At 63.1% G+C, this 13,427-nt stretch carries 13 protein-coding genes; 10 read left to right on the top strand and 3 right to left on the bottom strand.

What is annotated here, in order from left to right; all coding sequences use genetic code 11:
- Positions 1-13: 13 nt before the first annotated feature.
- Both QC821_RS06230 and QC821_RS06225 read right to left on the bottom strand, forming a co-directional pair.
- A complete protein-coding gene (locus QC821_RS06230; protein ID WP_309718451.1) occupies positions 14-589 on the bottom strand; it encodes a recombinase family protein in 576 nt (191 codons plus the stop codon).
- Positions 590-837: 248 nt separating this feature from the next.
- On the bottom strand, positions 838-1,470 hold the full coding sequence (locus tag QC821_RS06225; RefSeq protein ID WP_309718448.1) for an ankyrin repeat domain-containing protein: 633 nt from the start codon (positions 1,468-1,470) through the stop codon (positions 838-840).
- Positions 1,471-2,254: 784 nt separating this feature from the next.
- On the opposite strand from QC821_RS06225, the gene dnaX reads away from it, so the two are divergent.
- From dnaX to QC821_RS06190, 7 genes are all read left to right on the top strand, one after another.
- Entirely contained in the window at positions 2,255-4,255 is a 2,001-nt protein-coding gene (gene dnaX / locus QC821_RS06220; protein WP_309718445.1) for a DNA polymerase III subunit gamma/tau, read from the top strand.
- A 25-nt stretch (positions 4,256-4,280) separates the two neighbouring features.
- On the top strand, positions 4,281-4,607 hold the full coding sequence (locus QC821_RS06215) for a YbaB/EbfC family nucleoid-associated protein (protein ID WP_076748730.1): 327 nt from the start codon (positions 4,281-4,283) through the stop codon (positions 4,605-4,607).
- The gene (gene recR / locus QC821_RS06210) at positions 4,607-5,212 is read left to right on the top strand and encodes a recombination mediator RecR (protein ID WP_309718440.1); all 606 of its coding nucleotides are present in this window, start codon (positions 4,607-4,609) and stop codon (positions 5,210-5,212) included. Before QC821_RS06215 ends, recR begins: the two co-directional genes overlap by 1 nt.
- 29 nt (positions 5,213-5,241) lie before the next feature.
- Positions 5,242-6,378 (top strand): ribonuclease D, encoded by a 1,137-nt coding sequence (gene rnd / locus QC821_RS06205; RefSeq protein ID WP_309718437.1) that lies wholly within the window; start codon positions 5,242-5,244, stop codon positions 6,376-6,378.
- Positions 6,375-6,671 carry a YcgL domain-containing protein gene (locus tag QC821_RS06200; RefSeq protein WP_309718435.1) on the top strand — a complete coding sequence of 99 codons (297 nt, stop codon included), beginning with the start codon at positions 6,375-6,377 and terminating at the stop codon, positions 6,669-6,671. The genes rnd and QC821_RS06200 overlap by 4 nt, the downstream gene beginning before the upstream one ends.
- A gap of 28 nt (positions 6,672-6,699) precedes the next feature.
- Entirely contained in the window at positions 6,700-7,149 is a 450-nt protein-coding gene (locus tag QC821_RS06195; RefSeq protein WP_309718434.1) for a YcgN family cysteine cluster protein, read from the top strand.
- Between the two features lie 524 nt (positions 7,150-7,673).
- A complete protein-coding gene (locus tag QC821_RS06190) occupies positions 7,674-8,081 on the top strand; it encodes a hypothetical protein (protein ID WP_309718430.1) in 408 nt (135 codons plus the stop codon).
- Positions 8,082-8,110: 29 nt separating this feature from the next.
- On the opposite strand, the gene QC821_RS06185 is transcribed toward QC821_RS06190, so the two are convergent.
- Positions 8,111-10,204, bottom strand: coding sequence for a S9 family peptidase (locus tag QC821_RS06185; RefSeq protein WP_309718426.1), 2,094 nt, complete (start codon positions 10,202-10,204; stop codon positions 8,111-8,113).
- 74 nt (positions 10,205-10,278) lie between these two features.
- Between QC821_RS06185 and QC821_RS06180 the strand changes: the two genes are divergently transcribed.
- From QC821_RS06180 to QC821_RS06170, 3 genes are read left to right on the top strand one after another with little or no spacing between them, the layout of a single operon-like run.
- Entirely contained in the window at positions 10,279-10,707 is a 429-nt protein-coding gene (locus tag QC821_RS06180) for a hypothetical protein (RefSeq protein ID WP_309718423.1), read from the top strand.
- A 9-nt stretch (positions 10,708-10,716) separates the two neighbouring features.
- Complete coding sequence (locus tag QC821_RS06175) at positions 10,717-12,603, top strand: VWA domain-containing protein (protein ID WP_309718421.1); 1,887 nt, start codon at positions 10,717-10,719, stop codon at positions 12,601-12,603.
- Positions 12,596-13,396: a class II glutamine amidotransferase gene (locus QC821_RS06170; protein WP_309718418.1), complete on the top strand. Its 801-nt coding sequence runs from the start codon at positions 12,596-12,598 to the stop codon at positions 13,394-13,396. Before QC821_RS06175 ends, QC821_RS06170 begins: the two co-directional genes overlap by 8 nt.
- The last annotated feature ends 31 nt before the right edge of the window (positions 13,397-13,427 follow it).

The raw sequence follows: 13,427 nt of genomic DNA, 5'->3' as shown, positions 1-13,427 counted from the left end.
TCATAGTCGAACATTATACGAAACTCTTCCGATAAATTCTGCAAGCTCTCTTCACTGATGCTGTTGAAATGCTGAAATGTTCCGCTGTGGCCTTGATGCTGGCGCTGTGCTTGTGTCGCCATTGGACCACCGCCTTGTCATCGATGACCTTCTCCCGACCGAGGTTTTTCCCTTCCGCTCTAGCTCGCTCTAGCCCTGCCAGTTGCCGCTCCTTGATGTTGGACCGCTCCAGCTCAGCGAGTCCTGCCAGCATCGTCAGCATCATCTTGCCCATCGGAGTCGATAGGTCGAATCCTTCACGGATGGAGAGGATCGCCACGCCTTTGCTCTTCAGTGCCTCTACCGTCTCCAGTACGTCAATGGTGTTCCGCCCCAATCGGTCAATGGCGTAAACCGCCACAATATCACCTTCCCTGACGTAACTGAGGAGTTCCCCAAATCCTATTCTGTCCTTGGCTTTGATAGCACCAGAAGTAGCTTCATCGCTGAACCAGCGGGCCACCTTATAGCGGCTCTCGATGGCGTGACGCTGAGCGCTGGTGGTCTGATCATCAGTGCTGACACGAACATAGGCGATGGTGGCGGACATGAACTGGCTTCTCCCTGCTTGTGGCTCATAAGTCATGGCTCACAATTTACAGGGTGGCTCATAGTAAATCAACAGCTTTGATCCATAGTGGTCAGCCTTCGTCTCTCTTGGCTCACAGGGTGTACCTTTTGCACCATGGTGAGCACTGAAATCCACCCGTGAGTTTCGATAACTAGTGCTGGGGTGTTCAGTAAATTCAATGCATTAAAAGAGTTCTAATGAAATTTCGGCGTACTCTGAGTGCCTTGCTATCGTTTCCGTCGGCGTCGATTCGAGTCAGTTTTCTTAATGATCTGCGATTTTATAAGCTCTTCAGCCACAACCGTTGTGATAGCGGCAGCCAAACTATCTTTTCCACCAAATAGAAAACGGATAGGAGGATAAAGGATTAGGCACAAGGTGATGGTGAAAGCAAGTAACACGCCGGCTAACAAGTCTTCTTTTATGAGGTAAATGCCTGTTGAGAAAGAGATAATTGCGCTGAGATAAAGTGTTGAGGTCCTTATCCTCTTTATGCTTTCGCCACGCGGTGTCCTGACGATTTCAAATGGCCAATGTAAGACTGTCTCATTGTGTTTCACGCTTCTGCTAACTAACTCGTCTGGTTCGGGGCGTAGTGGCTCATGAGAAGAGGAAAGGTTAATTTGCTCTGAGAAAGAAGCTGCTGCAGCTTTAAGTATTTTTCGTATAGTCTGATGCTCTTTACTATTTTTGGCGAAACGCGCGGCATACCCTTCTGCTGTTGTCGTACCGAAGTCGCGATCTGCTATGAGTGGATTGGCACCAGCTTTAAGAAGTCGTTCAACTTCTTCGATATTCCCGGTGATAGCCGCATTCATAAGAGGCGTCCTGCCCTTACCATCGTACTCGTCAATTTGCATGACCACTCCCCACTCAATGCACCACATAAAGGTTGTGGTAAATGATACGACCTCGTCTTTGACTAATTCTTACACCATTACAATAGCCGAATGATGCTCGCGATGGGAGGGCACACCACCAAGGTACAGTGTCTGAGCGGTTGCTGTGCCGCCTCAACTGTGCAGCGTGCCTTGAAGACTGTGGTCGTGTGCGTGTCTGACAAGCTTCAGGAGGTGCCGCGAATCTCACTCATAAAAAAATTATATAGAGGGTATGCTTTGCATAGGTACTGGCTATGCTTGGGTCATCTGTACGAACTATGCCAAAAGCTCAAAATCTGTCTGCCTGCTTGTCCAGACCCGTATCGGTGTCGATAGGGGGTGCTTGAAATATCCAGCTTCAGTGGAGACACGACCAGCGCTTGAAGGGCTGGAGCATGGGATTCAAGAACCTTGGGTCGGGGGGGGCTGGGTAGTCTGTCCATTCTGGTCGTACATATTGGCTTTTTCAGGTAGGATCTGGATAGCGGGCTGGATGTTGCTCGCTATTGAGTGAAGGTGAAATTTCCTTTCTAAGTCAATCGCCTGCATCTCGGAAGGCGCTCGGTAATCTCCCTGCTGAATAGCTCGGGAGAGTCTGTCGGGGGCCGCCTCCATTCTGGGTGATCGATTCCGACTGCCTGCCGGTGTCGCTTTCCCCTGCGAGTCCCAGCCGCTAGAATGAAGTCCCTGTCATGACAGCGCTTGCTGGCCTCGGCCTGGCGCCAATTTCGTCGTGAACCCGGCCGCAAGGATTCTGCCCGCAATGAGTTATCAGGTACTGGCCCGCAAGTGGCGCCCGCGCACCTTCCACGAGCTGGTCGGCCAGGACCATGTGCAGCGTGCGCTGGTCAATGCCCTCGACCAGGGGCGCCTGCACCACGCCTATCTGTTTACCGGCACTCGCGGGGTGGGCAAGACCACTCTGGCGCGGATTCTTGCCAAGTGTCTCAACTGTACGGCGAAGGGCCATGGCGAAGAGGGTGTGACTTCGACTCCGTGCGGTGAGTGCGACAGCTGCCGCGCCATCGATGAGGGGCGCTTCGTCGACCTGATCGAGGTTGACGCTGCCTCGCGGACCAAGGTCGAAGACACCCGCGAGCTGCTCGACAACGTGCAGTACGCGCCGACCCAGGGGCGCTTCAAGGTGTACCTCATCGATGAGGTACACATGCTCTCTACCCACAGCTTCAATGCGCTGCTCAAGACCCTCGAAGAGCCGCCGCCTCACGTCAAGTTCCTGCTCGCCACCACCGACCCGCAGAAGTTGCCGGTCACGGTGCTGTCGCGCTGCCTGCAGTTCACTCTCAAGAACATGCCGCCGGAGCGCATCGTCGAGCACCTTGGCAAGGTGCTGACCGCCGAACGGGTCGACTTCGACGAGTCGGCGCTGTGGCTGTTGGGGCGCGCCGCCGATGGCTCGATGCGCGACGCCATGAGTCTCACCGATCAGGCTATCGCCTTCGGCCAGGGGGTGGTACGCCAGGCCGACGTGGCCGCCATGCTTGGTACCCTCGACCATCGCCACCTGCTGGCGCTGGTCGAGGCGCTGGCCGAGGTCGACGCCGCCCGGGTGCTCAGCGAGGTGGCGGCCCTTGCCGAGCAGGGCCCCGACTTCGCTGGCGTGCTCGACGACCTGCTCGGCACCCTGCACCGCCTGGCGGTGGCGCAAATGGTTCCCGACGCCCTCGACAATGGCCACGGCGACCGCGAGTCGCTGCTGGCCCTGGCCGCACGCTTTACCGCCGAAGACGTGCAGCTCTACTACCAGATCGGCCTGCAGGGCCGCGGCGACATGGATCACGCACCGGATGCCCGCACCGCGCTGGAGATGACCATGCTGCGCATGCTGGCATTCCGCCCCCAGGGCGTGCCCAAGCCGGCCAGCACGCCGCTGCCGATCAGCGGGAGCGCGCCGACGCAAGGCCAGGATGCTGGCCCCGCGCCAGCGGCGGCGGTCTCCAAGTCCGGCCCGTCGTCGGGCAGTGCCGAAGGCGATGCTGCTCCGCCGTCCGCTGACCTGGTGCCGCCGACCAGCGAGTCGCCCCCCGCTGACCCGGCGCCGCCGACCAGCGAGCCACCACCGTGGGAAGTGCCGGCCGCCGAGCCCGCCGGTCAGGTCCCATCGGTTGCAGTTCCCGAATCTGCTAGCCATGCGCCGGCCGATCAGGTCTCGGCCCCTGCTTCCTCGACTCCCGACGATGCGGGTTCCTCGGCTGACGAGGCTGTAATGGTTGCCGAACAGCGCGCGGCCGAGCTCGAGCCCATGCCCGTCAGCCAGGCGCACACGCCTGCGCCTGCTGCCGATGTCGAGCCGGCTCCCGTCGCGGCGGAGGCGAGCGACGCCCATCAGGGCGCCTTCGATCACGCCGCCTGGTTGGCGCGTTTCGACGAGCTCGGCTTGGGCGGCTTGACCCGCAATCTCGCTGCCCATTGCCTGGTGGAGCACGATGATGGCCAGCGTCTGCAACTGCGGCTCGACCCCAGCCAGGCGGCGATGAATGCCGAGGTTCACGTCGAACGGGTCGAGAAGGCGCTGCTCGAGTTGGGGCTGTCGCGCCGCGTCACCATCGAGCCGGGCGAACTGCCTCCCAGCATCGAGACGCCACGGGCCATGGCCGACCGGATCAACGCCGAGCGCCACGCCGCCGCCGTGCAGTCCCTCGAGGCCGACCCCCACGTACAGGAACTTCGCGAGGCCTTCGGTGCTCGACTGCTGGAAGCCTCGGTGTCCCCACAGCAGCGCAGCGGCGAGGCCGCACGCTGATCACCACGATCCAGGAGCATTAGCCATGATGAAGGGCGGAATGGGCAACCTGATGAAACAGGCCCAGGAAATGCAGGAAAAGATGCAGCGCATGCAGGAAGAGGCGCAGAAAGCCGAAGTCACCGGCGAAGCCGGCGCCGGCATGGTCAAGGTGACCATGAACGGGCGGCATGACGTCAGCAAGGTGGACATCGACCCGAGCGTGCTGGAAGAGGACAAGGAACTGCTCGAGGATCTGCTGGCTGCCGCTGTCAACGACGCGGTGCGCAAGGTCGAGGAGACCACCCGGGAGCGGATGGAAGAAGCCACCGCTGGCCTCAATCTACCGCCCGGTTTCAAGATGCCGTTCTGATGAGTTTTTCTCCCCTCGTTGATCGCCTGCTCGAGTCCCTGCGGGTGCTGCCCGGGGTCGGGCCCAAGAGTGCCCAGCGTATGGCACTACATTTGCTCGAGCGCGACCGCGAGGGCGGCAAGCGGCTCGCTGCGGTGTTGGCCCAGGCTCTCGACGAGGTTGGCTACTGCCAGCGCTGTCGTACCTTGACCGAAGAGGAGATCTGCGGGCTGTGCCGCAACCCGCGGCGCGACGACAGCATCCTCTGCGTGGTCGAATCGCCGGCCGACATGCTGGCCATCGAGGATGCCGGCGGCTACCAGGGTCAGTACTTCGTGCTCCACGGCCATCTGTCGCCACTTGACGGTATCGGCCCTGAGGATATCGGCCTCGACCAGCTCGAGGCGCGTATCGACGCCGAAGCGGTCAGTGAGGTGATCCTGGCCACTAACCCTACCGTAGAGGGTGAAGCCACCGCTCACTATATTGCCGCCCAGCTCGACGGTCGCCAGCTGCGTCTGTCACGTCTCGCCTACGGCGTGCCGATGGGCGGCGAGCTGGAGTACGTCGATGGCGGCACCCTCAGTCGCGCCTTCAACGGCCGCCTGCCATTTCAAAGCGAATGAGCCGCCTCGCGGCCAGGACACCCCTGACTATGCCTACCCCTGCCACCCCCGATATTCGCTGGGTCGATACGCCGGCTGCGCTGGACGCCGCCTGTGCCGACCTGGCGGCGGCCGAGACCCTGGCGCTGGATACCGAGTTCTTTCGCGAATCGACCTTCCACCCGGTGCCCGCGTTGGTCCAACTGACGGCCGGCGAAGCGGTCTATCTGATCGACCCCCAAGCGCTCCAGGCCAGTAGCGCACTGCGTGAGCTATTGTCAGAGGGGCCGCTCAAGCTGTTGCATGCCAGCAGCGAGGATCTCGAGGTGCTGCGCAACTGGGCGGGCGTATTAGTGGCCCCACTGGTTGATACCCAGGTGGCGCAGGGGCTGTTGGGGGAAGATCCTGCGATGGGCTACCAGCGCCTGGTCGAGCACTGGACCGGTGAAACCCTGCCCAAGGATGAAACCCGCTCCGACTGGCTCGAGCGCCCGCTGTCGGAGGCCCAGTGTCTCTATGCGGCGCTCGACGTGGTCTATCTGCTTGAGGTTTGGAAGCAGCAGCGGGCGCGTCTTGTCGATCTCGAGAGACTGGATTGGCTCGAAGCAGACTGCGCCGAGCTGCTGGCTCAGGCGGGCCGCAACGGTGATGCCGATAGCCAGTGGTACCTGCGTCATCGCCAGCTATGGCGGCTATCGCCGCGCCAGATCGAAGCCTACCGGCGCCTGACCATATGGCGCGAAGGTGAGGCGCGGCGGCGCAATCTGCCACGCGGCTGGCTGGTCAACGATAAACTGCTCTATGCCATCGCCGAGGCGATGCCGCAGCATCGCCAGGCGCTGGCCGCCATCGAGGGCGTCAAGCCGACGCTGGTCAAGCGCGAGGGCGACACCCTGCTGGCACTGATCGGCGAGGCGCGCCGGGCCGATGATGACGACCTTCCTGAATCGCTGCCATCGCCGTTGGCGGGGGCCTTCAAGAAGCGCTTCAAGGCCCTCAAGCAGGTAGTGGCAGCTGAGGCCGACGCTTTGGGGGTGGCACCGGAGGTGCTGCTGCGGCGTCGCGATCTAGAAGCTGTGGTGGCTGCCGACCTGCAGAATCGCCCGCTACCACTGCCGGTTGGCTGGCGCGGCGAGCGGCTCGCGGCGGGGTTGGCCGCTGTGCTGGCAGAGAGAGATGACACATGAGTGGCGATAAGTTGATCTGCGAGATCTACAAGAGCTCGCGCAAGGATGAGCTGTATCTCTACGTCGACAAGCGTCACGGGCTTAGTGACGTACCGGAGGCGCTGCTCGAACATTTTGGCACGCCGCTGCCGGTGACCACCATGCTGCTGACCGCCGGTAAGCGGCTGGCGCGCGCCGAGGCCAGTGATGTCATGACGCAGATCGCCGAGAAGGGGTTCTATCTGCAGATGCCCCCGGCCAAGGAGCCGTATCTGCTCGACCTCTATCGTACGCCGACGCAATCACGCTACTGAGCGCCGCCGGCGCCGGGGGAGACACAGGATGCGCGAACTGTTCTGGGAGCGCTATCGCCTCGACGAGCTCACCAATGAGGAGTGGGAGGCGCTGTGCGATGGCTGTGGCCAGTGCTGCCTGCTCAAGTTCCACGACGAAGATAGCGGCGAACTGGCGGTTCTTAACGTAGCCTGCGAGCTGCTCGATATCGATAGCTGCCGCTGCGGCGACTATGCCAACCGCTTCGCGCGGGTGCCCGACTGCACCCAGCTGACGCCGGCACGGGTCGACGAATTCCGCTGGTTACCCGGTTCCTGTGCCTACCGTCGCCTGGCCGAGGGGCGAAGCCTGGCGCGATGGCATCCGCTGATCACTGGCGATAGTCGCCGCATGCATCGCAAGGGCGTTAGCGTGGCCAGCTTCGCTGTCTCTCAACGCGACGTGGCAGAAGCCGACTACGATGAGCACATCATCGCCATCCTGCCAATCGACGGTTAGTCCGTCAGCCATTTCCACCAGCCTTTAACCTTGTGGCGTCTGGCAAGGCTGAGCCCGTTCGTGCGCCATAATCACCCTGGCTTCTGATTGTGGTAGTCAACCATCCCGGCGATGCTGATTAGTGTATGTAACAACGTGTTTCTGGCTTACAGCTGGGCCGGCGACGGGGATCTGCACGAGGGGGTGGAACATGAAACGCTATCGGGGGATAGGCCTGCCGTTGGTGTGCCTGATGCTGGCGGCACCGGCTGCATGGTCACAGTCGAGTAACTGGGATGCCCTGGCTGAACCGGGCGAACTTGACTCACTGGCTGATGACGAGCTACTCGAGATGATAGACGACCTGCCGCCTACCGCCGCTGGTGGGGGAGGTGGGGGTGGCTGCGGGGCTGGCGGCGGTGAGGAGGGCGGTGGTTGTGGCGGTGGCTTCCTGCTCAGCGTCAATACCAGTGCCGATGCTGTCGCCCCAACACCAGCGCCAGCGGTCGAGCCGGTAGATACCAGCAATCCATCGACACCCGGTAATGGCGGCAATGGCGGTGGTAATGGCAGTGGTGGCGGCAACGGCGGCGCGGGCGGTGGCAGTGGCGGCGGTACTGGAGGCGGCGGCAACGGTGGCTCGGGTGGCGGTAGCGCCGGCGGTGGTTCAGGCGGTGGCGGCAGCGGTGGCTCGGGTGGCGGTAGCGCCGGTGGTGGCTCCGGCGGTGGCGGCAACGGTGGCTCCGGCGGCGGTAGCGCCGGCGGTGGTTCAGGCGGTGGCGGCAGCGGTGGCTCGGGCGGCGGTAGCGCCGGTGGCGGGTCAGGTGGCGGTGCCAACGGTGGTAGTGGTGGCAATGGAGGTGGTGGCTCAGGCGGCGGCGCCAGCGGCGGCAGCGGCGGCGATAGCTGAGAGGGGGCTAGCGCGCCGCACGCTGATCGCCGGCCGGACCTAGGCACGATGATCGGTCAAATCGACAGGCTCCTAGGCGTTGGTCAGGCCGAGTGCCCAGAGAATAAAAGCGTCCTGGCGGGCGCCATCTTGCCAGGCTTTGAAGCGACCCGACGCGCCGCCATGGCCGGCGGCCATGTCGGTGCGCAGCAGCACTGGGCCGCGGGCACTGCCCAGCTCGCGCAAGCGTGCATAGAGCTTGGCTGGCTCCCAGTAGGGCACCCGCGTATCGTGCCAGCTGCCCTGTAGAAAGACGCTGGGGTAGGGCAGTGGTGAGAGATTGTCGAGCGGTGAATAGTCGCGGATACGCTTGCGGACGGCCGGCTCGTCGGGGTTGCCCCACTCGGTGTATTCGGCGGTGGTCAGTGGCAGGTCTGGATTTTCCATGGTGCGCAGCACGTCGACGAACGGCACGTCGAGCACCGCGGCGCAAAAGGCTTCGGGTGCCAGGTTGAGGCTGGCGCCCACCAGCAGCCCGCCAGCACTGGCACCGTAGGCGGCAATGCGTGCCGGGTCGCTGAGGCTGGTGGCGGCTAGTGCGTCGCGGGCAGCGAGGAAGTCGCCAAAGCTATTCTGCTTGTGCTCCATCTTGCCGGCCAGATACCACGGTTCGCCTCGGTCACCGCCGCCGCGCACGTGGGCCACGGCGAAGGCCACGCCGCGCTCGAGTAGTTCGAGCCTGGCGACTGAAAACCAGGGGTCGAGCACCTCGCCATAGGCGCCATAGCCGTACAACAGCGTGGGCAGCGGCGCCTGGCCGAGCAGGTCGGCGCGGGCCACGATCGATACCGGAATCTGCTCGCCGTCGTGGGCGGTGGCCCAAAGCCGTCGACAGGCTAGCTGTTCGGGTTGCAGCGAGCCGTGAATCGGCTGCTGCTTGAGCAGGCGTCGCTCGCCGTTGTCGAGGTCATGCTCCAGCCAGCGCACTGGCAGCGTGAACGACTCCTCGCGCAGCCGCAGGCGACGTGCGGTGAAGTGCGGCATATCCCCAAGCACCAGGCTGCAGGGCGCCTCGGGCAACGGCAGTCGCTCGTCGCGACCAGCGGTGTGGGCGGTATCCAGTTCGAGCAGGCGCAGGTGCACCTGCGCCTGCTGGTGGTCACGCTCGGTGATCACCAGCCCCCAGTTGAAAGCATCTACGCCCTCGAGGGTGACGTCCTCACGGTGGCCCAGCAGTGGTTGCCAGGTGTGGGGCGGCAGGCTATCGAGGCTTGCCGTCTCCTCGATCCAGTCGAGCTGGAAATGCAGTGCCCGGCGGTTGTGCAGCACATAGAAGTAGCCAGGGCGATGATCCAGTGAATACTCCACGCCGCTCTCACGGGGGAGGAAGCAGTGTGGTGGGGTGCTGGGTGCGTCGGCTGGGATCAGATAGCACTCGGTGGTGTCCTTGGAGGCCGACTCGAGCACCAGCCACTGGCGCGAGCGAGTCTTGCCCAGCCCAAGCCAGAACTCAGGGTCCTCTTCACGCAGTATCAGGCTTGCCTCGCCGGCTTCACCTGCGGCGTCGATCATCAGCCGCCACACGCTGTCGGGTCGCTGGGTGGCATCATAGCGAGTGAACAGCAGGGTAACGTTGTCCTCGGCCCAGCTCAGTTCCGCGCCGATCTCCTCAAGCACCCGTTGTGGGGTGCCGTCCGGCAAGCGCTTGAGCCATAGCTCGAAGGTTTCGTCACCACGGGTATCCTCGCTCCAGGCCAGCCACTGCTCATCAGGGGAGAGGGCCATATCGCCGAGTTCGAAGAAATCGTGCTCGGCGGCGCGGGCCTCCAGGTCGAGAAAGCAGTGGCGTCCCTCGGGCGCCTCGAGAGGGTAGCGCCACCAACGCGGAAAATCGGCATCGGCAGCGGTCTCGCTCCAGTAGCAGTAGTGATCGAGGGGCGTGGCCAGACCACTGACAGCCAGCTCGCGGCGTGCCAGGTGGCCTTGGTAGAGCGCCTCGCTGAGCCCTGCTAGTGGTGCAAACCAGCTGTCGGATTCACGGTTGGCCGCCTCCAGAAAGGCGCTGACTTGCGGGTCGTCGCGCACTTCCAGCCAGTGCCACAGAGGATCGTCGGGTCGGCGGTAGGCCTCAACCGGGGAGTCGACTGCCTGGTTGAGCGGATTATGACGTGGCGGCTGTGCTTTCATCGGGTGCGGTGTACCATAATGGAGTATGAATGTTGCAACGCTGCGTCGCTGTCGACGCAGGTCTGGAGAGTTCGATGCTGATATCCGATTCCATACCTCTACTCTGGCTGATTTACGCGGTGCTGTCGCTGGTGGTGCTGGCGACGGGCTATATGGCCATCCGCTTCTTGCCGCGACTGCCGCGCCTGGTGATCGTCGGGGCGGTGGCCGGGGCGCTTTGGATGCCGACCCGCTTTCGCCTGCCGCTGCTCGAAGAGGGCGAATTCTATAGCGGTTTTGCACCGTCGGTGGTCATCGCCGGCATTACTTTTCTGCAGCGCGATGTCAGTACCATGACCACCGCGTTGATTTTGTTGGTGCTGGGGATCGGCCTGGGTACGTTGGCCGGTGTCGCGCTGTGGTGGTTCGGTCGAGGTGATGCGCCTGTCGAAGCGCGCAAGTCACCGCCCGAGCGCCCTGAACGGCCCCCCGCCACTGAACGTCGGGAGCCGGTCATCGGCTAAGGAAGCGTCATGCGCGGCGTGTTGAAGGTGGGGTTGTGGTGGCTGCTGGCCGTGGCAATGCCGCTCGCGGCTCAGCCGGCAGTGGAGCTTGCTACCGAAGGTGGCCAGCCGCCGCTTTTGCTTGTCGAACGCGGTGTGGAGCGCAGCGAGGCGGCGGATGTACGAGTGGTCATCGATGTGTCGGGCAGCATGCGCCAGAATGACCCTGACCAACTGGCGGCGAGTGCCCTGGAGCTGTTGGTGGCACTACTCCCCAACGGCATCCACGGTGGCATCTGGACCTTTGGCGAGACCGTTGATAACCCACTGCCCGTCACACCGGTCGATGCCGGGTGGCGGCAGCAAGCGTTAGCGTTGCGCCAGGCGCTGGTCGACTATCAGCCGTTCACCGATATCGAGGCCGCGGTGCGCGCGGCATCCGGTGACGCCGACAACGGCCCGCGCCACCTGATTCTGCTCACCGATGGCATGATCGACCTGCCCGCGGAGGGGCAGAATAAAGCCGCCCGTGACGAGGCATCCCAGCGCAGGTTGAGCGATGAGCTGACGCCGCAGCTTGCCGAGGAGGGCGTGGTGATTCATGCCGTAGCCTTCTCTCCGGAGGCTGACCTGCCGCTGGTCGAGTTGCTCGGACAACGCAGCGGTGGCCTGGCCGCCCTCGCCAAATCCCCCGACGAGCTGCTGCGGGCGTTCCTGGATATCTTCGATCGCATCTTCCCCGGCGACCGGGTGCCACTCAATGATGGGCGTTTCACCATCGATGATCAGGTCGAGTCGTTCTCAGCGCTACTGTTCCACGACCCCGATTCGCCGCCTTTGACGCTAGTCGGCCCGGATGGCCAGCGTTACAGCCGAGACGAGCACCCTGACGCGATGCGCTGGCAGAGTGAGTCACGCTTCGATCTGATCACTGTGCCCGCGCCCGCCGAAGGTGAGTGGCGCGTCGAAGGCCCGATCAGCCTCGACAGCCGGGTCAGCGTAGCCTCAACCCTTACGCTGCGAACTGCCGAGCTACCGGCGACTCTGTATATCGGCTTCGAGCTGCCGATCGAAGCCTGGCTGGATCTCGACGGTGATGTGCTGGCATCGCCTGCCTGGCCCGACGACCTGCGCTTGCGCGCCGAGCTACAGGACTTGACCGGCAATGTCCAGGCGGCGACGCGCTTGGCGCCAGACGATCAGCGTTTCCATGGGGTGTTGCCGGCGCCTACGCTGCCTGGCAATGCACGACTGGTAATCGACGCCGACAGCGTGCGCTTTCAGCGTCAACGGGTGCAGGCAGTTAACGTGCTGCCGGCTATTGCCGCCGAGCTTGATGAGGCGGTCTCGCAGGTCAGCCTGCGCGCCGAGCACCCTCAGTTGAACGTCGACAATACCCAGATCCGCGCCGAGCTGCAGGGCGAGGCACTCGAGGTCGAGGCGCAGGACGACCGCCACTGGCAGATCGCCCTGCCCGAGTTGCCTGATGAAACCAGCCTGCCGCTGCTGCTCAGCGCTACGGTGACCCTCAACGATCAGCGCCTCGAATTGAGCCTGCCACGGCTGGTGCTCAACCCCCAGGCGCGGATTGGTGTTGATGCCACCCAGCGTGATACTGCTGGCCTGCAGGCCGAGGCGCTCGAGGAGGTGCCGGTTGAGGAGCATCAGCCGCTGCCCGAACCCGACATTACCGAGCGCTTGGTGAGCGCCATCAATCAGCTTCCGCAGCAGGCCCAGGCGCTATGGCGGGATACCATCCCGCGGCTCGAGCGAGCAGGTGAGCCGCTCGGACTGGACGCCCAGGGCAGCCTACGCTGGGCGGGCGGTCTCGCTGCGTTACTGCTGGCCCTGCTTGTCCTAGGAGGCTGGTCACGTACTCGGCGCCGGCCAATGCATCGAGAGGATCCGCATGTGTGAACTGTTGGGCATGAGTGCCAATGTCCCGACCGATATATGCTTCAGTTTCACCGGCTTCCTGCATCGCGGTGGTGGCACTGGCCCGCACCGCGACGGCTGGGGCATCGCCTTCTATGAAGCCGGCGGTTACCGCGACTTTCGCGATCCCCACCCGTCGGTGGATTCGCCGATTGCGCGCTTGATCTGCGACTATCCGATCAAGTCCCACGTGGTCATCAGCCATATCCGACAGGCCAACGTCGGCCAAGTGCAGTTGGCCAATACCCACCCCTTTACCCGCGAGATGTGGGGGCGTCAGTGGTGCTATGCCCACAATGGCCAGCTCACCGACTGGGAGTCGCTGCCGCTGGCGGTGTACCGCCCAGTAGGCAGCACTGACAGCGAGCACGCCTTCTGCTTTCTGCTCGGAGAGCTGCGGCGTCGTTTCGACGATCTGCCTGCCTCGCCTGAGGCAATCTGGGAGGCGCTACACGCGCTCTGCGAAAGGCTGCGCGAGCTCGGTGTGTTCAACCTGCTACTCTCCGACGGCGTTCATCTCTACGCCTACTGCTCCACCAAGCTGGCGCATATCACCCGGCGCGCGCCGTTTGGTAAGGCGCAACTATCCGATGCCGAGCTCAGCGTTGATTTCGTCGAACACACCACCGAGCACGATGTTGTCTCGGTGCTGGCCACCGAGCCACTCACCGACAATGAGCAGTGGGTGCGTATGTTACCCGGCGAGCTGTTGGTGTGGCGCGACGGCGAGATCGTTGCACGCTATGCCTCTGGGGTTGGCGAAATCGCTCAATAAACCATAGGCTTGAGTTAATGCTGGCCTAAAG

The organism is Franzmannia qiaohouensis (assembly GCF_031451695.1).
GTDB classification, from domain to species: Bacteria; Pseudomonadota; Gammaproteobacteria; order Pseudomonadales; family Halomonadaceae; genus Franzmannia; species Franzmannia qiaohouensis.
The sequence above is the reverse complement of the archived record's forward strand: the minus strand, read 5'-3'. Positions and strand labels throughout refer to the sequence as shown.

Coding starts and splice junctions, on each gene's coding strand:
- QC821_RS06230 (WP_309718451.1), bottom strand. CDS start 589: ATGTCCGCCACCATCGCCTATGTTCGTGTCAGCACTGATGATCAGACC.
- QC821_RS06225 (WP_309718448.1), bottom strand. CDS start 1,470: ATGCAAATTGACGAGTACGATGGTAAGGGCAGGACGCCTCTTATGAAT.
- dnaX (WP_309718445.1), top strand. CDS start 2,255: ATGAGTTATCAGGTACTGGCCCGCAAGTGGCGCCCGCGCACCTTCCAC.
- QC821_RS06215 (WP_076748730.1), top strand. CDS start 4,281: ATGATGAAGGGCGGAATGGGCAACCTGATGAAACAGGCCCAGGAAATG.
- recR (WP_309718440.1), top strand. CDS start 4,607: ATGAGTTTTTCTCCCCTCGTTGATCGCCTGCTCGAGTCCCTGCGGGTG.
- rnd (WP_309718437.1), top strand. CDS start 5,242: ATGCCTACCCCTGCCACCCCCGATATTCGCTGGGTCGATACGCCGGCT.
- QC821_RS06200 (WP_309718435.1), top strand. CDS start 6,375: ATGAGTGGCGATAAGTTGATCTGCGAGATCTACAAGAGCTCGCGCAAG.
- QC821_RS06195 (WP_309718434.1), top strand. CDS start 6,700: ATGCGCGAACTGTTCTGGGAGCGCTATCGCCTCGACGAGCTCACCAAT.
- QC821_RS06190 (WP_309718430.1), top strand. CDS start 7,674: ATGGCGGCAATGGCGGTGGTAATGGCAGTGGTGGCGGCAACGGCGGCG.
- QC821_RS06185 (WP_309718426.1), bottom strand. CDS start 10,204: ATGAAAGCACAGCCGCCACGTCATAATCCGCTCAACCAGGCAGTCGAC.
- QC821_RS06180 (WP_309718423.1), top strand. CDS start 10,279: ATGCTGATATCCGATTCCATACCTCTACTCTGGCTGATTTACGCGGTG.
- QC821_RS06175 (WP_309718421.1), top strand. CDS start 10,717: ATGCGCGGCGTGTTGAAGGTGGGGTTGTGGTGGCTGCTGGCCGTGGCA.
- QC821_RS06170 (WP_309718418.1), top strand. CDS start 12,596: ATGTGTGAACTGTTGGGCATGAGTGCCAATGTCCCGACCGATATATGC.